General features: G+C 70.8%; 15 protein-coding genes. 3 read left to right on the plus strand and 12 right to left on the minus strand.

Annotated elements, in window-relative coordinates; genetic code table 11:
• Positions 1–20 precede the first annotated feature (20 nt).
• Positions 21–2,879, plus strand: a complete 2,859-nt coding sequence (locus tag ACWPOB_RS10190) for an ATP-binding protein (RefSeq protein ID WP_455400731.1) — start codon at positions 21–23, stop codon at positions 2,877–2,879.
• Positions 2,880–2,903: 24 nt separating this feature from the next.
• Here the strand turns inward: ACWPOB_RS10190 and ACWPOB_RS10195 are convergent, their stop codons facing one another.
• Complete coding sequence (locus tag ACWPOB_RS10195; protein ID WP_455400732.1) at positions 2,904–4,103, minus strand: acyl-CoA dehydrogenase family protein; 1,200 nt, start codon at positions 4,101–4,103, stop codon at positions 2,904–2,906.
• Between the two features lie 106 nt (positions 4,104–4,209).
• On the opposite strand from ACWPOB_RS10195, the gene ACWPOB_RS10200 reads away from it, so the two are divergent.
• Positions 4,210–4,974 (plus strand): PIG-L deacetylase family protein, encoded by a 765-nt coding sequence (locus ACWPOB_RS10200; protein WP_455400733.1) that lies wholly within the window; start codon positions 4,210–4,212, stop codon positions 4,972–4,974.
• Positions 4,975–4,983: 9 nt separating this feature from the next.
• Here the strand turns inward: ACWPOB_RS10200 and ACWPOB_RS10205 are convergent, their stop codons facing one another.
• Positions 4,984–5,931, minus strand: a complete 948-nt coding sequence (locus ACWPOB_RS10205; RefSeq protein ID WP_455400734.1) for a helix-turn-helix transcriptional regulator — start codon at positions 5,929–5,931, stop codon at positions 4,984–4,986.
• A 93-nt stretch (positions 5,932–6,024) separates the two neighbouring features.
• On the opposite strand from ACWPOB_RS10205, the gene ACWPOB_RS10210 reads away from it, so the two are divergent.
• Entirely contained in the window at positions 6,025–6,618 is a 594-nt protein-coding gene (locus ACWPOB_RS10210) for a TIGR03086 family metal-binding protein (protein ID WP_455400735.1), read from the plus strand.
• A 70-nt stretch (positions 6,619–6,688) separates the two neighbouring features.
• Here ACWPOB_RS10210 and ACWPOB_RS10215 read toward each other — a convergent pair whose 3' ends face one another.
• The 10 genes from ACWPOB_RS10215 to ACWPOB_RS10260 form a co-directional block, all read right to left on the minus strand.
• Positions 6,689–9,214 (minus strand): ATP-dependent Clp protease ATP-binding subunit, encoded by a 2,526-nt coding sequence (locus tag ACWPOB_RS10215; protein ID WP_100057516.1) that lies wholly within the window; start codon positions 9,212–9,214, stop codon positions 6,689–6,691.
• A 256-nt stretch (positions 9,215–9,470) separates the two neighbouring features.
• On the minus strand, positions 9,471–10,901 hold the full coding sequence (locus ACWPOB_RS10220; RefSeq protein WP_100057517.1) for a phospholipase D-like domain-containing protein: 1,431 nt from the start codon (positions 10,899–10,901) through the stop codon (positions 9,471–9,473).
• Between the two features lie 290 nt (positions 10,902–11,191).
• Positions 11,192–11,548 carry a histone-like nucleoid-structuring protein Lsr2 gene (locus ACWPOB_RS10225; RefSeq protein ID WP_006930387.1) on the minus strand — a complete coding sequence of 119 codons (357 nt, stop codon included), beginning with the start codon at positions 11,546–11,548 and terminating at the stop codon, positions 11,192–11,194.
• A 102-nt stretch (positions 11,549–11,650) separates the two neighbouring features.
• Entirely contained in the window at positions 11,651–13,159 is a 1,509-nt protein-coding gene (gene lysS, locus ACWPOB_RS10230; protein WP_455400736.1) for a lysine--tRNA ligase, read from the minus strand.
• 82 nt (positions 13,160–13,241) lie between these two features.
• Positions 13,242–13,685: a rhodanese-like domain-containing protein gene (locus ACWPOB_RS10235; RefSeq protein ID WP_455400737.1), complete on the minus strand. Its 444-nt coding sequence runs from the start codon at positions 13,683–13,685 to the stop codon at positions 13,242–13,244.
• Positions 13,686–13,772: 87 nt separating this feature from the next.
• Positions 13,773–14,615 (minus strand): type III pantothenate kinase, encoded by an 843-nt coding sequence (locus ACWPOB_RS10240; RefSeq protein WP_006930394.1) that lies wholly within the window; start codon positions 14,613–14,615, stop codon positions 13,773–13,775.
• A 2-nt stretch (positions 14,616–14,617) separates the two neighbouring features.
• Positions 14,618–15,055, minus strand: coding sequence for an aspartate 1-decarboxylase (panD, locus tag ACWPOB_RS10245; RefSeq protein ID WP_029540720.1), 438 nt, complete (start codon positions 15,053–15,055; stop codon positions 14,618–14,620).
• Positions 15,056–15,087: 32 nt separating this feature from the next.
• On the minus strand, positions 15,088–16,029 hold the full coding sequence (gene panC / locus ACWPOB_RS10250) for a pantoate--beta-alanine ligase (RefSeq protein ID WP_455400738.1): 942 nt from the start codon (positions 16,027–16,029) through the stop codon (positions 15,088–15,090).
• A complete protein-coding gene (locus ACWPOB_RS10255) occupies positions 16,022–16,957 on the minus strand; it encodes a Rossmann-like and DUF2520 domain-containing protein (RefSeq protein WP_455400739.1) in 936 nt (311 codons plus the stop codon). The genes panC and ACWPOB_RS10255 overlap by 8 nt, the downstream gene beginning before the upstream one ends.
• Positions 16,958–17,086: 129 nt before the next feature.
• On the minus strand, positions 17,087–17,965 hold the full coding sequence (locus ACWPOB_RS10260; protein WP_455400740.1) for a DUF6779 domain-containing protein: 879 nt from the start codon (positions 17,963–17,965) through the stop codon (positions 17,087–17,089).
• Positions 17,966–17,974: the final 9 nt, after the last annotated feature.

Below are 17,974 nucleotides of genomic sequence, written 5' to 3' on the forward strand. Positions count from 1 at the left end.
GGGAGTGGTCCAATGGTTCCGTGGTCACGGGTGGCGACCGGGTGCGAGTCGAGGTACTCGGCCCGCTCCGCGTGCTGGATGCGGGTCGGCGCGACATCACTCCCGACGGGCTGCTGCAGCGACGCCTGCTGGCACTGCTGGTGCTCCGGCGGGGCCGGGTGGTGCCGGCGCAGTCCGCCGTCGATGCCCTGTGGCCGTCCAGGCTGCCGGCGGACCCGGCCGCCGCCCTGCAGAACCACATGTTCCGGCTTCGCCGTGGTCTGCCCGACGGCCTGATCGAGTCCGTCGGTGAGGGTTATCGGCTCGATCCGGCCGGTGTCGAGGTCGACGGCGACCGCCTCGTGGCGGCCCTGAGCGCGGGGACGACCGGGGATGCGGGCGTGCCGGCCGAGATCGACGCCGTGCTCGCGCGCTGGCAGGGTCCCGCCTACCCCGAACTCGACGAGGTGGACGAGGCCCGAGCGGAGGCGACGCGGCTGGAGGAGCTGCGTTCCCGGGCCCACGAGGTCCGGGCCGAGGTGCGGCTCGCGCGGGGCGATACCGACGGCCTCGTTGCCGAACTGGTGGCGCTCGCCGACGCGCAGCCGTTGCGGGAACGGCCGCGCGCGCTGCTGATGACGGCGCTCGCGGCAACCGGGCGCCGGGCCGAGGCGCTACGGGTCTACGACGACTTCCGGCGGCTGCTCGGCGACGAGCTGGGGATCGAACCGTCGCCGGCACTGGCGGCCCACCACGCGGAACTGCTGGCCGGTGCCGCCGACCGGGTGTGGGCGCCGGTGGGCCGGTTGCCGGTTCCGGCGACGTCGCTCGTCGGCCGGGACGCCCTGGCGGTGGCGGTGACCGAGCTGGCGGAGTCCGGGCGCCTGGTGACCCTGGTCGGTCCGGGCGGGGTCGGCAAGACCCGGTTGCTCCTCGAGGCCGGGCACCGGCTCCGGGCCGCCCGACCGGACCGGCCGGTGGTGCTGTGCGAATTGGCCACTGCCGACCCGGACTCCGCGGTCGACGTGGTCGCCGCCGCCCTGCGGATCGACGCCCGTCCCGGCACCTCCCTCGCCGAGCGGGTGGCCGACGTGCTGGGCGACACCGAGATCGTGCTGCTGCTCGACAACTGTGAGCACGTGCTCGATCCGATCGCCGCTGTCGTCGAACGCCTGCTCACCACCTGCGCGAACGTGCGGATCGTCGCGACGAGCCGGGAGCGGCTCCGAGTTGTGGGTGAGCACGTCCGCCAGGTACCGACGCTGTCGTACGACGGCGAGGACGCACCGGCCGTGCGGTTGTTCGAGGAGCGGGCGCGGGCCGTCGTCCCCGGCTTCGAGCCGGACGGGAGAGAACTCGCCTGCGTCGCCGAAATCGTGCGGCGCCTGGACGGGTTGCCGTTGGCGATCGAGCTGGCAGCCGCGTGCCTGCACACCCACGAGGTCGCGGAGGTCGCCGCGGGCCTGGACCACCGCTTCGAGCTGCTGGCGTCGGGGTACCGCACGTCGCCGCGGCACGGGTCGTTGGCCGCGGCGGTGTCGTGGTCGTTCGGGCTGCTGGCGGAGGATCTGCAGCGGACCTTCGCGGAACTGTCGGTGTTCTCGGGTTCGTTCGACGCGGCCGACGCCGCGGCGGTCTGCGGCACGGATTCGGGGACGGTCACCGCGGCGTTGACGCACCTCGTGGAGCGCTCGCTGGTGATGCGGATACCCGGCCGCCGGTACATGCTGCTCGAGACGCTGCGGGCGTTCGGCGCCGAACAGCTCACCCGCGAGGGCCGGGTCGACCTCGTCGCGGAGCGGCACGCCCGGCACCTGGTCGACTGGGTCGACCGCGCCGATCGACGACTGCTGCAGCCGGGTGAGCCGGTCCTGTCGCAGATCGATGCCGCCGTACCGGAGTTGCGCAGCGCGCTCGGCTGGTTGCTCGACCACGACGAGGTCGCGCTCGCCGGTCGTCTCGTCAATGCCCTGCTGGACTACGGGATCTTCCGGCTGCGACCGGACGTGCTGGGCTGGGCGCGGATGGTGATCGACGCCGATCCGGAGGGCCGGAGTCCGTTCGCGGCGCGCGTGCGGGTGGTGGCCGCCTACGCAGCATGGATGTCCGGCGACGTGGCCGAGACGGGCCGGCTCAGCGCCGCTGCGCTGCGCGCCGTCGAGCGGGCGAAGACCGAGCCGGCAGCGGAGGCGATGACCGTTCGCGGAAGCTACGAGTTGTTCGAGGGGCATCTCGACGAGGCCGCCGCCTGGTATCGGCGGGCCGCCGCGGCAGCCGCGACCGACCCGGCGCAGCGGCTCATGGCGCGTGCCACCGAGCTGCTGCCGTTGGGCTATGCGGGTGACCCGGCCGCCGTCGAGCAGGCCGAGGCACTCCTCGCCGAGGTCGCCGACGCACGCACACCGCACGCCGCGTATGTCTGGCACTGCGCCGGGGAGGCGGACCTGGCAGTCGACGTCGAACGGGCCCGCGCCCGCTTCGCTCGGGCGCTGGACATCGCGGAGCAGACGAACGCCTCGTTCGTGACCGGTCTCGCCGGTGCGTCGAAGGCGTCCATCGACGCCCGGATCGGTGATCCGGCGGCCGCCGCCGACGAGTACCGGCGACTGATCCCGCACTGGCGGCGCGCCGGGATGTGGTCGACGCAGTGGACGATGCTGCGCTCGATCGCCGGACTTCTCGAACGCCTGGACCGCTACCGCGACGCCGCGGTGCTCGAGGGGGCCGTGCGCGCGACCGCGGCCGGTCATCGCATCTTCGGCGCCGACGAGGTGGCCCTGGACGAGCTCGGCGCGCGACTGCGCGCCGCGCTCGGCGACGACGCGTACGAGGCGGCGCGACGACACGGCGCGATGCTCGACGGCGAGGCCGCCGCCGAGCATGCGCTCCGCGCGCTGTAACCGCCCGGGCCGGGAGCCGGGACCTCACCACCTGGGCTGTTCGCCGAGAATGCCGAGCAACGACTTGCCGACGAGTTCGTGGGTGAGCGCGTCGTTGCCGGGGTGGAATCCCCCGCACCGCACGTCGCGGTAGAGGCGTTCGAGCTCGTTCCCGGTGAACATGCCGGCGCCACCGGCCACGTCGAGGGCGATGTCGACGACCCGTTTGGCCGCCTCCACCGCCCGCCACTTCATCGCATACACCTTCGGCACCCACTCGTCGCCGTGGTCCGTGCCGGCCACCCAGTCCGCGACGAACCGGTCGAGCGTCGCCGAGGCGGCGTCCAGCTCGAGATACATCTCCGCGACCTGGTGCTGCACGAACGGGTTGTACGCGTACGCGCCCCGTTCGATCGCCACCGAGGTCTTACGCCGGGCGCTGCGGACGGCGAGTTCCAGGGCACGGTCGGCGATCCCCAGGTACACCGCCGCCATGAGCGAGAGCGGCCACATCGTCATCGCCACGAGGAACGGGTCGCTGCCGTCGCCCGCGGGGACGACCCGCCCGATGCGGTCGTCGGGCACGAAGACGTCGTCGAGAACCGTGTCGTGGCTCTGCGTCGGCCGCATGCCGAGGGTGTCCCACGTCTCCACGACCTTCACCCCCGCGCTGCCTCGTTCGACGAACGCGTGCACGATGTGCGGCCCGCCCGCCGCGTCCGCGTCGACGGCGTGCGCGCCGAGCCACCGCCACGCCGGACCGTTGGAGCCGAACTGTTTGCGGCCGGTGAGCCGGTAGCCGCCCGCCACGCGCTGCGCCCGGCACGTCGACAGCAGCACCGGGATGTCGTTGCCCGTCTCGGCGTGTCCGGCGGCGAACACGTCGCCGGCCACCGCGGCCTCCAGGATCCAGCGGAGCGACGTGTCGCCCGTGCGTTCCAGTTCGGTGGCGATCCCGATCCAGTAGGAGTGCATCGTCATCGCGAGCGCGGTCGCCGGGGCGTAGCGGGCGAGGCGCCGCTGGCTCGCGGCCAGCCGGGCCAGATCGAGGCCCCATCCCCCGTAGCGCGTGGGTACGGCAGCGCCGAGATAGCCGGCGGCCCGCAGCTCGGCGAGGTCCTCGTCGAAGTAGGAGTTGGACCGGTCGAGGTCGCCGGCACGGGATCGGAACCGCTCCAGCATCTCGGTCGGCAACTCGGCCGCGGTCCGGTTCCGGGTGGGGTTCATGGTGAGTGTGGTGTCCATGGCCACGACGATGCGCCCGCCTGCTCTCACCGCGCTCCCACCGGATCCCAGCGCGCCGAGAGCGCGCGGGAGCGCCGGGGCAGGGCCCGCACGGACCGTGACAGGCATGAACGCGACGACATCCCTGCCCCTGTCCGGGACGATCCTGTCGATCTGGGCCCACCCCGACGACGAGACCTACCTCGCCGCCGGCGTCATGGCCGCCGCCCGCGACGACGGCCGGCGCGTCGTGTGCGCCTCGGCCACCGCCGGCGAGCACGGGACCGCCGACCCCCGCTCGTGGCCCCCGGAGCGGCTGGGCCGGGTCCGCCGCTGGGAAGCGGCCGCCGCCATGGCCGTCCTCGGTGTCGAGGAGCACCACGTCCTCGGCCTGCCGGACGGTGCCCTCGCCGAGCACGAGGACACCGGTCTCGCGTGGGCCGGACGGCTCCTCGACGACGTCCGCCCCGGCACGATCCTGACCTTCGGTGCCGACGGGATGACCTACCACCCCGACCACACCGCCGTGCACCGCTGGGTCACCCGGGCCTGGCGTGACCGCGGCTGCCGTTCCCGGCTGTTGTACGCCACCCCCACCGTGGAGCATCTCGACCGGTTCCGGGACCTCTACGAGGAATGGGGCATGTACATGAGCGACGAGCGCCCCACGGGCGTGCGCGAAGAGCGGCTCGCGGTCCACGTCCGGCTGCACGGGCTCGCGCTCGACCGCAAACTCACCGCGCTGCGGGCCATGGCGACCCAGACCGCCGACCTCGTCGCGCAGATCGACCCGGCGATCTACGCGGCCCAGATCGCGGAGGAGGCGTTCGTCGACGCCCCTCGCGTCCCGGACCGCGGCGATGCGGCGACGAGAACCGCGGTGGCGCTGTGACGGGCCGGGCTACCGGTGCCGCTCGGCGAGGCGCTCGGCCGACGACCGGACCTGTTCCCGGAGTTCGGGCGGCCCGAGCAGCTCGGCGTCGTCGCCGAGTTGCCACATCGCGGCGCCGGCGTGGGTGGCCCCGCCGAACTCCGCCTCGGCCTCCCACCAGCCGTCGCCGATGGGCCGCTGCGCGACGACGCGGATCGCGATCGCCGCGAGGTCTTCCCGGCGCCGGTCCCGGATCCGCACCGCGGCGGTGACCGTGTCGAGGCCGGCCCGGAACTCGGTGCGGCGCCGCTGCCAGATCCGGGCGAGGTCGACGTCGGGTGGGCGGTGAGCCGCGGTGTCGAGCAGTTGCACCCGTTCCATGCGGGAGAGGCGGTAGGTGCGTTCGGCGCCGCGATGCAGCGCCACCAGATACCAGCGGCCCGCCGCGCTGACCAACCCGAGCGGGTCGACCGTCCGCCACCGCGCCTCGGCGCCACGGGAGCGGTAGCGGATGCGCAGGCGGCGATCGGTGAACACGGCCTGCTGGACGACGCCGAGGTGCTCGTCCCGCCGGTGATCGACCACCCACCCCGACGAGCTGACGACGATCCGCTCACCGACCCGCGCCGCGGCGGTGCGCTGCGCCTCGGGCAGCGCGACGGTCACCTTCCGCATCGCCGACGCGAACGCGGAGGCCATGCCGAGCGAGTCGGGGGTGGCCGACGCGCTCGCCGCGAGCAGGGCGGTCGCCTCGTCGACGGTCAGGCCGGTCAGGTCGGTGGTGAAGCCGGGGAGCAGCGCGAAACCGCCGTCGCGTCCGCGTTCGGCGTAGACGGGGATCCCGGCCGCCGACAGGGCCTCGACGTCGCGCAGCACGGTGCGCACCGAGACCTCGAGTTCCCTGGCGATCGCGGGCGCGGTCATCCGGCCGCGGTGTCGCAGCAGCAGGACGAGGGACAGCAACCGATCGGCTCGCACCTGCCGAACTCTCCCAGAAATACATGACAGAAGGTGTCGTGTTTCGCGCGCAGGATCGTGTCCGGCAGCAACCACACGACCGAAAGGCCCGACATGAGCACCGCGTCCGACCCCCGTCCCCTCTACCGCGACGCCCTGGCGTGGGTGGCCTCGCTGATCGACGAGGTCCGCCCCGAGCAGATGACCGACCCGACGCCCTGTCCGGACTACGACGTGCGCGCGCTGCTCGGCCACCTCGTCGCCACCGTCGATCGCGGCCGCGTGATCGGCAGCGACGGCGACCCGCTGAGCGTTCCGGAGTTCCTGACCGGCGTGCCCGACGACGCGTGGCACGCCGAACTCGAGCGGGCGCAGGCCCACTACCGGAAGGTGTGGAGCGACGACGACCTGCTCGACCGGCCCGTCGTCGCGCCGTGGGGAACGGTGCCCGGCCGTGCCGCGGTGCTGAGCAATCTCAACGAGGCCCTCGTGCACGGCTGGGATCTCGCCGTCGCCACGGGACTGCCGGCCGAGCCGGATCCGGTGCTCGTGGAGGCCGCGTTCGTCGTCGCGCGCAGCAAGATCCCCGCCTCCGTGCGCGGCGGACGGGTTCCCTTCGGCGCGGCCGTCGAGCCGGCGCCGGACGCGAGCCCCGTCGAGCGGCTCGCGAACTGGTCCGGGCGGGACACCGCGGCCTGGCGGCGCTGATCCGGACACACGAACGCCGACGGGCGGCACCCGCAGTGGGTGCCGCCCGTCGGCGTTCGGCGGAGCAGGACTACTCGGCGTCCTTGGCCAGGGCCACCGCCGGGGTGTCGGGCACCGCGGCCGGCTTCTCGCTCGGGGTGAAGGTGAACTTCACGTTCTCTCCGGCACCCTCGCCGTCCCAGCCTTCGACGTCGACCAGGACGATCTGGCCGGGGCCGATCTCGTTGAAGAGGATCTTCTCCGAGAGCTGGTCCTCGATCTCGCGCTGGATCGTGCGGCGCAGCGGCCGGGCGCCGAGGACCGGATCGAAGCCGCGCTTCGCGAGCAGCGACTTCGCCTTCTCGGTGAGCTCGATGCCCATGTCCTTGTTCTTCAGCTGCACCTCGACGCGACCGATCATCAGGTCCACCATCTGGATGATCTGATCCTGCGTGAGCTGGTGGAAGACGATGATGTCGTCGATGCGGTTGAGGAACTCGGGCCGGAAGTGCTTCTTCAGCTCGTCGTTGACCTTGAGCTTCATCCGCTCGTAGTTCGACTCGGCCCCGGAGCCCTTGGTGAAGCCCAGGCCGACCGCCTTCGAGATGTCGGCGGTACCGAGGTTCGAGGTGAAGATCAGCACGGTGTTCTTGAAGTCGACCGTGCGTCCCTGGCCGTCGGTGAGGCGGCCGTCCTCGAGAACCTGCAGGAGGGTGTTGTAGATCTCCTGGTGGGCCTTCTCGATCTCGTCGAACAGGACCACGGAGAACGGCTTGCGGCGCACCTTCTCGGTGAGCTGGCCGCCCTCTTCGTAGCCGACGTAGCCCGGAGGGGCACCGAAGAGCCGCGACGCGGTGAACCGGTCGTGGAACTCGCCCATGTCGATCTGGATGAGCGCGTCGTCCTCGCCGAACAGGAAGTTCGCGAGCGCCTTCGACAGCTCGGTCTTACCGACACCGGACGGGCCGGCGAAGATGAACGAACCGGCGGGACGCTTCGGGTCCTTCAGGCCGGCGCGGGTACGCCGGATCGCCTTGGCGACAGCCCTGACGGCATCCTCCTGGCCGATGATCCGCTTGTGCAGCTCGTCCTCCATGCGGAGCAGACGGGTGGTCTCCTCCTCGGTGAGCTTGAACACCGGGATACCGGTCCAGTTGGCGAGGACCTCGGCGATCTGCTCCTCGTCGACCTCGGCGATGACGTCGAGATCACCGGCGCGCCACTGCTTCTCGCGCTCGGCGCGCTGCGCGACGAGCTGCTTCTCCTTGTCGCGCAGGTTCGCGGCCTTCTCGAAGTCCTGCGCGTCGATCGCGGACTCCTTCTCCCGGCGCGCGTCGGCGATCTTGTCGTCGAACTCGCGCAGGTCCGGCGGCGCGGTCATCCGGCGGATGCGCATGCGCGCACCGGCCTCGTCGATGAGGTCGATCGCCTTGTCCGGCAGGAAGCGGTCGTTGATGTAGCGGTCGGCCAGGCTCGCCGCGGCGACCAGCGCCTTGTCGGTGATGGACACGCGGTGGTGCGCCTCGTACCGGTCGCGCAGGCCCTTGAGGATCTCGATGGTGTGCTCGACCGTCGGCTCGCCCACCTGCACCGGCTGGAACCGGCGCTCGAGCGCGGCGTCCTTCTCGATGTACTTGCGGTACTCGTCGAGGGTGGTGGCACCGATGGTCTGCAGCTCGCCGCGCGCCAGCTTCGGCTTCAGGATCGACGCCGCGTCGATGGCGCCCTCGGCGGCACCCGCGCCGACGAGTGTGTGCAGCTCGTCGATGAACAGGATGATGTCGCCGCGGCTGTTGATCTCCTTGAGCACCTTCTTCAGGCGTTCCTCGAAGTCACCGCGGTAACGGCTGCCCGCGACCAGCGAACCGAGGTCGAGGGTGTACAGCTGCTTGTCCTTGAGCGTCTCGGGGACCTCGCCGTTGACGATGGCCTGCGCCAGGCCCTCAACGACGGCGGTCTTGCCGACGCCCGGCTCGCCGATGAGCACCGGGTTGTTCTTGGTGCGACGGCTCAGGACCTGCATGACGCGCTCGATTTCCTTCGCGCGACCGATGACGGGGTCGAGCTTGCCCTCGAGCGCGGCCTGCGTGAGGTTGCGGCCGAACTGGTCGAGCACCAGCGACGTCGACGGGGTGCCGGCCTCGCCACGGCTGGTGCCGGATTCCTGGGGCTCCTTGCCCTGGTACCCGGAGAGCAGCTGGATGACCTGCTGGCGCACCCGGTTCAGGTCCGCACCGAGCTTGACGAGCACCTGCGCGGCGACGCCCTCGCCCTCGCGGATCAGGCCGAGGAGGATGTGCTCGGTACCGATGTAGTTGTGTCCGAGCTGCAGCGCCTCACGCAGGCTGAGCTCGAGCACCTTCTTGGCACGGGGCGTGAACGGGATGTGGCCCGACGGGGCCTGCTGTCCCTGGCCGATGATCTCCTCGACCTGGCTGCGGACGCCTTCGAGGGAGATCCCCAAAGATTCGAGCGACTTGGCCGCTACGCCCTCGCCTTCGTGAATGAGGCCCAGGAGAATGTGCTCCGTGCCGATGTAATTGTGGTTGAGCATCCTGGCCTCTTCCTGAGCCAGGACGACGACGCGCCGCGCGCGATCGGTGAACCTTTCGAACATCGCACTCCCTCACACTCTCCGGCCGACAGGTCCGGTACGCGGATCGTTCCGGACCCGGCTGCCGCGTTTCGCTCCGGCACTCGAGTCGTCGAGTGGAACCAGGTTCCACGACCCCACTTGACACTCTAGTTGCCGCCGTTTCGAGGCGCTGCCCCTCCACCCGATCGGCGCCGGCGGCAACTCCGGCTACGAGGGGTAACGCTGCACGTCGGCACGGCGTTCCCGCCCCCGTGTACGCCAGCAGCGAACACGCTGCTCAGCGGGGCATCAGCTGGCGAATGCGCCGTCCGAAGCGCTGCGGGGCGCGTTCCGGGTCGAAGAGTTCGTTCTCCGCGAGGGGGCTGTCCTCGTCGGCGACGGTGCCCGGCTCGAATCGCGCGAGGGTCCGACCGGGTCCGCGCAGCCGCTCCACCGCGGCGACGAGCGAACCTTCGGACCGGACGGCGGACGCGACGTCGTCCGGGGACACCCCGAGGTGCTCGGACAGCAGGCGCTCCCGCATCTCGACCACCGCGCGGCTGATGTGGTCGCCCTCGTGGTCCGCTTCGACGAAGAGATCGCACTCGGTGTCGAAGCCCAGGGACCGGTTGTTCAGGTTCGACGAGCCGATGCGCAGCAGCACGTCGTCCATCACGACGACCTTGGCGTGCACATAGATCGGCGCCCCGCCCGCGGTGACGGGGTAGTAGGCGGCGAACCGGCCGTGGACGTCGGCGTTCCACAGCAGGTGCAGCAGCTTGCGGCGGGCGCCGTCCATCGCCTTCTGCTCGAGCCAGCCCTCGGCGTTGCGCGGCAGGACCAGCACGATCTGCGGGCCGTCCGGTTCCCGCAGCCGCTCCGCGAGCGCCTCGGCGAGGGTCCGGGACGCCAGGTACTGGCTCTCCAGGTAGAGCGTGCGGCGGGCGCCGGCGATCACCGCCAGGTAGAGGGCCTCGATCTCCCGGACCTCCGCCCGGTCGCCGAGTTCGGGGAGGGTCCGTGCGAGGGCGACCTCGACGTCACGCAGAGCCGGGCGCAGCCCGTCGGGCCAGATGGTGTGCCCGGTGTCGACCGGCTCGAGGTCCTCCCCCGTGGCAGCCTTCCACCGGGCGCGTGCCTGTTCGCCGATCGCGCGGGCGGCCGCGCCGTCCACCGCGGTGGTCACGTCGTGCCAGGGTCCGTACCGACGGCCGTTCGGCTCCCGCCGGTAGCGACTGTGGTCGGGATGCTCGCTGGTGTCCCAGCGGTCGACGGTCATGTCGATGCCCCCGCAGAACGCGACGGCGTCGTCGATCACGATGATCTTCTGGTGGTGTGCCGCTCCCACGGGGTGGGCGCCGTCGATCTCGAGCCGGAGCCGCGGGTCGCTCATCCAGTTGAGCACGAAGACCGGTGTCATCCCACGCCCGATGGCCGCGAATGCGCCGATGTTCCACTTCAGCAGGAACACCTCGAGATCCGGGTGCCGGTGCGGCAGCCATTTGAGGAATGCGCCCAGCCGGTTCGGACCCTCGAGGGTCTTCCGGTCGGGTTCGAGCTTGATCCTCGTGTCGAAGTCCCACCCGATCAGGAGAATCCGCCGGCGCGCCTGCAGCATCGCCGACTTGGCGTATCGGAAATAGTCGGCGGCGTCGACTATGCAGGCGAGGCGATCGGCACGATCGACCCGCCAGCACGTCTCACCCGGGACGGCAATCCGCTCTCCCATGGCCGACACGCTACCCGGGAGATACCGCCGTTTCCGCCGCGACGGACGGGATACCGAGCGGGTGTGACCCTTGTCTCCGCTTCCCGACTGTCTCCGCTTCCCGACTGTCTCCACTTCCCGACTGTCTCCACTTCCCGACTGTCTCCACTTCCGGCGGCGCCCCGTTCCAACCGACCGTTTCTTTTTTTCGAACGAATAACAAAGGATTCCGCGGGGCACGACGACGAGGCGATATCCGCGACAGTTGTCGCGGATATCGCCTCGGTCGGACGGAAGGCGACGCTTCCGGCTCAGTGCGCCTTGTTGTAAGCCTCGATGATTTCGGCGGAGATACGGCCTCGGGCCGAGACGGGCATGTCGTTGTTGCGGGCCCATTCCCGAATTTCCGCGGTACGTTCCCTGTCCGTGCCGCCGCGAGAAGACTTGCGGGGAGCGGGCGCGGTGGGCACGACCTTCGCGCGCTTACGGCCACCCACCTTGCGGGCATGAGTGACCCAGAACTCCAATTCCTCCCGGAGCTTGGCCGCGTTGTCTTCCGACAGATCGATCTCGTAGGTGACTCCGTCGAGCCCGAATTCCACGGACTCGTCCGCCGCCGTCTCCCCGTCCACGTCGTCGATCAGGGTAACGGTGACCTTCTTTGCCATGTGCTGCAAATCCTCTCGAATGAAGAAGCGCGGCCCCCCGCGGTACGAGACAACAATACCCGGGAATCAATTCATGGCAATACGGAAAACGAATGCGATCAATTACCTCGCCGGGCGAACAATTGGGAACAGGATTGTTTCCCGGATTCCGAGGCCTGTCAGCGCCATCAGCAAACGGTCGATTCCCATGCCGGTTCCGGTCGTCGGCGGCATACCCTGTTCCATCGCCGCGAGGAAGTCCTCGTCGAGAACCATCGCCTCCTCGTCACCGGCCGAGGCCAGCCGCGCCTGGTCGACGAACCGCTCCCGCTGGATGACGGGGTCGACGAGTTCCGAGTAACCGGTGGCGAGTTCGAAACCGCGCACGTACAGATCCCACTTCTCGGTCACGCCGTTCTTGCTGCGGTGCTGCCGCGTGAGGGGCGAGGTCTCGACGGGGTAGTCCCGCACGAACGTCGGCTCGTGCAACTGGTCGCCGCACTGGTGCTCCCACAACTCCTCGACGAGCTTTCCGTGGCCCCAGCCCTTGCCCTCCGGGACCTCGAGACCCACCCGATCGGCGAGGGCGTGCAGCTCCTCCAGCGACGTGCCGGGCGTGACCTCGGTTCCGATGGCCGCCGACAGCGACGGGTACATCTCCATCGTCTTCCACTCGCCGCCGAGGTCGTATTCGGTGCCGTCGGCGAGGGTGACGACGTGGGTGCCGAACACCGCCATCGCCACCTCCTGGATGAGCTCGCGGGTCATCGTCGCCGAATCGTCGTACGTGCCGTACGCCTCGTACGTCTCGAGCATCGCGAATTCGGGCGAGTGCGTGGAGTCGGCACCCTCGTTGCGGAAGTTGCGGTTGATCTCGAAGACCTTCTCGATGCCGCCCACCACGCAGCGCTTGAGGAACAGCTCCGGCGCGATGCGCAGATACAGATCCATGTCGAGGGCGTTCGAATGGGTGACGAACGGACGGGCCGTCGCGCCGCCGTGCAGGGTCTGCAGCATCGGGGTCTCGACCTCGAGGAAGCCGCGCCGCTCGAGCGCGTTGCGCAACTCGCGCACCACCGCGACACGCATGCGGGCGTTGGCGCGGGCCTCGGGGCGCACGATCAGGTCGGCGTAGCGCTGCCGGACCCGGGTCTCCTCGTTCATCTCCTTGTGCGCCACCGGCAGCGGCCGCAGGGCCTTGGCGGCCATCTGCCACGAGTCCGCCATGACGCTGAGCTCGCCGCGCCGAGAGCTGATCACCTCGCCGTGCACGAACACGAAATCGCCCAGGTCCACGTCGTGCTTCCACGCCGCAAGGGACTCCTCGCCGGCGCCGTTGAGGCTGATCATCGCCTGCAACTGGGTGCCGTCGCCCTCCTGCAACGTGGCGAAGCACAGCTTGCCCGTGTTGCGGAAGAAGATGACCCGGCCCGCGACGCCGACCTGTTCCCCGGTCGTCGTGTCGGGCTCGAGGTCCGGATACTTCTCCCGGATCTCCGCGAGGGTGTGAGTGCGGGGCACGACGACGGGGTACGCGTCCTTGCCCTGCGCCAGGATCCGTTCGCGCTTCTCGCGGCGGATGCGGATCTGCTCGGGGGTGTCGTCGGACTGCTGAACGGGTGCATCACTCACGGGTGACCAGACTATCGGACCGCCTCGAGCGCCTGCGCAGGACCAGCGCCTGCGCAGGGCCGAGGCGCCGGCGCCCGCCGGGTCAGTGCGCGGTGACGCGCGCCACGTCGTCCTCGACGTGCGGGGCCGCGGTGATCGCACCGGTCGCCCCGGCCGCCGCGAGGGCCGCGTACCCGCCGACGAGACCAGTGACGCGGCGCAGTCCGAGCGCCTGCAGCACGGCGACGACGGTGTCGGTCTCCGCGCCGGAGGCCGAGACCACGACCCACTCGACGTCGCGGTCGACGGCCACCGCCAGACGCTCGTCACTGGTGGGATGCAGACGCCGGGGCAGCAGGTCGGCGGAGATGGCCAGCGCCCCGGGCAGGGTGCCCTGGACGGCGCGTTCGGCGTGGGTGCGGATGTCGACGACCACCGCGCCGCGCGCGACGGTCGCGGCCAGCCCGGCCGGATAGGTGCGCTCGGTGGTAAGCGGGAGCGGGTGAACGGGTGCGGCGACGAAGGATGCAGCAAGCGCAGTGCGCATGAGGGTGACTCCAGGTATGTGTGAACGATCGAGGCGGACGTCAGCCTCGACAACACTCCTGGGCGCTCATGCAGCGGATCACGGCGACTATTCTTGCACAGGATCGCGGCGGGCGGAACCCACGGCGGCGGATCGGGCGCCGCGCCGTGCGAGATTGCGCTCGTACACCAGGCGCAGGCCCTCCAGCGTCAGGTCCGGTTCGTGGTGCTCGAGCGTCTCGGACTCCGGCATGATCAAAGGCGCACGGTCGCCGGTCCCGATGACCGCGACGTCGTCACCCTCGAACCCACGCTGCTCGGCACGCACCAGGCGCACCAGCCCGTCGACCATCCCGGCGAAACCGAAAACCGCACCGGACTGCATGCATTCGACGGTGTTCTTGCCGACCACGGCGCGCGGGCGCAGCAGTTCCACCTTGCGCAGCGCCGCGGACTGCGACGCCAGCGCGTCCATCGACACCTCGATGCCGGGGGCGATGATGCCGCCGAGGAACTCGCCCTTCGCCGAGACCACGTCCACGCACGTGGACGTCCCGAAGTCGACCACGATGCACGGCCGGTCGTAGAAGTGATGTGCCGCAAGGCTGTTGACGATGCGATCGGCGCCGACCTCCTTGGGGTTGTCGACGAGCAGCGGCACCCCGGTGCGCACGCCCGGCTCGACGACCACGTGCGGCACGTGTTCCCAGTAGCGGCCCAGCATCACCCGGATCTCGCGCAGCACCGACGGCACCGTGGACAACGCGGTCACGCCGGTGATCTGGTCGGCGTACCCGCCGAGCAGACCACGGAAGATGAGCGCGAGTTCGTCGGCGGTCATGCGCGGATCGGTGCGCATCCGCCAGTCCCGCAACAGCTTCGCGTGCGAGCCGCTGCCGGTGAACAGACCCAGGACGACGTTCGTGTTCCGGACGTCGACAGCGAGGAGCACTGCTACACCAACGAACCGGAGTCGAGAGTGGCGAGCATGCGCGGGGTGATCAGGCCGGAACCCTCCGGCGCGTGCGCCGGGTCGTTGCCGAGCTCGACCTGCCGGTTGTCCGCGTCGACGAACACCACGCGCGGGTCGTAGTCGCGGCACTCCTGCTCGTTCATCACGCCGTAGGCGATGAGGATGACGAGATCGCCAGGACTCACGAGACGCGCTGCCGCACCGTTGATCCCGATGATGCCGGAGCCGCGCTCGCCCGCGATGACATAGGTTTCGAGACGGTTGCCGTTGTCGATGTCGACGATGGCGACCTGCTCGCCCTCGAGCAGGTCGGCGGCGTCCATCAGGTCCTGGTCGACGGTTACCGAACCCACGTAGTGCAGATCGGCGTGGGTCACCGTGGCGCGGTGGATCTTCGACTTCATCATCGTGCGGAACATGGTGTCTCCTCAGCTTTTTCGGGCCGGTCGCGCTATCGGCGGGTGAGCAGGTCGTCGGGGATGGACGCGTCGACCGGGCCGGTCTCGCGTTCGAGGAATCCGGTGCCGATCGCGACACCGACGTTGTCGATGAGCCGGGTGGTGCCGATCCGCGCGGCGATCAGCAGCCGGCCGTCGCCGCGTTCCGGCGCGGGCCCGAGGTCCACGCCGCGCAGCTCGAGGTAGTCCAGCTCCACCTCGGGCGCGGCGGCGAGCACCTCGCGCGCGGTGGTGAGCACCGCCTCGGGACCGCCGGCGGCGGCGTGCGCCCCGGCGACCAGCGCCGCGGACAGCACGGTGGCGACCCGGCGCTGTTCCGGATCCAGGTAGCGGTTGCGTGAGGACAGCGCCAGCCCGTCCTGCTCACGCACCGTGGGCACCCCCACGATGCGGACGTCGAAGTTCAGGTCCTCCACCATCTGCCGGATCAGGGCGAGCTGCTGGTAGTCCTTCTCGCCGAAGAAGGCGACGTTGGGGGCGACGATCTGCAGCAGCTTCGCCACCACCGTGAGCATCCCCGCGAAATGCGTCGGGCGGCTGCCACCCTCGAGCTCCGCCCCCAGCGGCCCCGGGTGGATCACGGTCCGCCGGCCCTTCGGGTACATCGCGGACACCGGCGGCACGAACGCCAGCTCGACGCCGGCCTCCCGCAGCAGCTCCAGGTCGGCGTCGAGGGTGCGCGGGTAGGCGTCGAGATCCTCACCGGCCCCGAACTGCAACGGATTGACGAAGACGGACACCACCACCACGGCACCGGTGAGCTTCGCCTGCCGCACGAGCTCCAGGTGACCGGCGTGCAGGGCACCCATCGTCGGCACGAGGGCGACCGTGCGGCCGACGCCACGTAGCGCCTTGGTGACCTTGGTCAGGGCGGCGGGGTCGTGGTGCACGGTCAGTTCGCCGCGCACGTAGCCGCCCTGTTGCGTTTCACTCACCGTGATCAGCCCCTTCGAGGATCTCCATCAGTTCGGGTTTCGCCGCGGCGCGCTGCGCGGATCGCAGGGACATCGCGCGGTATCCGGCAGCGATCCGGGGATCGACCTCCGCGAGCACCCGCAGGTGCGTGGCCACGGCCTGCGCGTCGCCGCGGGCGACGGGTCCGGTCAGCGCGGACGGCCCGCGGCGCAACGCGTTGTCGAGGGCCGCCGACAACAGCGGCTGCAGCACCCGCTCGGCGACACCGCCGGGCGCGTCGTCGACGAGTTGCTGGCCGAGCAGTTCGTCGCCCTCGAGCGCCACCCGCAGCGCCTCCACCGCATCCACCACGAGGGTGACGAGGTGGTTGCTGCCGTGCGCGAGTGCGGCGTGGTACAGCGCGCGCCGCTCCTCACGGACGCGCACCGGTTCGCCACCGATCTCGAGCACGAGGGACTGGGCGATCGCGTAGCCGATGTCGTCGGCGGCCGTGATGCCGAAGCACGCCGACGCGAGCCGGGCCGTGTCCTCGTCGTGGCCGGTGAAGGTCATCGCCGGGTGGATGGCGAGCGGCACGATGCCCTGCTCGGTGAGCGGACCGAGGATGCCGACGCCGTTCGCGCCGGACGTGTGGGCGACGATCGTGCCGCGCGAGACGGAGCCGGTGGCGGCGAGCCCGCGGACGAGCGAGTCGAGTTCCGAGTCCGGAACGGCGAGGAGCAGCAGGTCGCAGCGGGCGGCGACCTCGTCGACAGGGAGAATCTCGGTGTCCGGAAGCCGCGTGCGGGCGCGGTGCTTGGACAGTTCGGATACGGCGGAACAGGCCACGACCAGGTGGCCGACGCGTTCGAGTGCCGCGCCGATCGCCGTGCCCACCCGCCCGGCGGAAACGATTCCGACCGTCAGTCGTGCAGGCGCAGGCTCGTTTGTGATCCCGAAGGAGGTCACGGGAGTCCTCTCGTTCGTTCCAGTCCCGCTCGGCGGGTACCAGACGTTCCGACCGACAATAGCGCGGTCCGAGCAACCCCGGCCATGGCAGGGGAACGTGATCTGCGCCTCACCCGGCGCGGCGAACGCTCAGCGCTCGGCGGACAGGGCGGCGAGGATCTCCGCGACCGTGCGGCCCTGGCTGTGCGCCCCCTCGCCGGCACCGTCCGGCCGCCGACGCCGGGCGCGTCGGCCCGTGGGCTCGGCGTCGTCGTCCGCCTCGGGGGCCTCGGCCTGCTCCTCGGGCTCCCCCGGCTGCGACCCGGACTCGGCCCGGTCCTCCGGCTCGACCGGTTCCTCCGGCTCGGCCCGGTCCCGCCGTTCCGTGTCCTCGGATCCGCCGGGAGCGGCCGTCGCGCCCGCCGGCCGGCGGGGCACGGCCGTCGTCGTGTCGCCGTCGGTGACCACCGTGGTCTCGGCGGTCACCGGCTCGTCGTCGGGCGAGGCGAAGAACGGGCCCGCCGGACGGGGCGCGGCCGTCACCCGGAAGTTCCCGCCGCCGAGCTCCTGCAGTTGTCCCCGGCCCGCCCACAACGCCGCGCGGTCCTCGGGCAGCCTGCCCTCGAAGAGCACCTCGAGGTTGCGGCGCAGGGCACCGAGCTCGGCGCGCAGGGCCGCCATCTGGTCGGCATCGATCCGCAGCTCCGACCTGACCTTCTCCTCGACGGTCAGCTCGTACTCGCGCCGCGCCGCGATCTCCCGTTCGAGCTGCAACTCGTACACGGTCTGCAGATCCCGGACCTTGGCACGGTCCAGCGCCGACTCGCGACGGTACTTCGTCATCGCGATCGCGCCGACGGTGGCGGCCCACAACGCGACGACCAGACCGACGCGCAGCAGCTGGACGCTGTCGCTGAAGACCAGGAACAGCGACGCGATCAACGCCAGGGCGAGCAGCGCCGCCACGATCACAGAACTCGCGCTGCGCCGCGACCGACGGCCCTTCCTCGTTCGCACCGGAGTCCCCATGCGTTCCAG

Source organism: Rhodococcus sp. 2H158, from assembly GCF_053764755.1.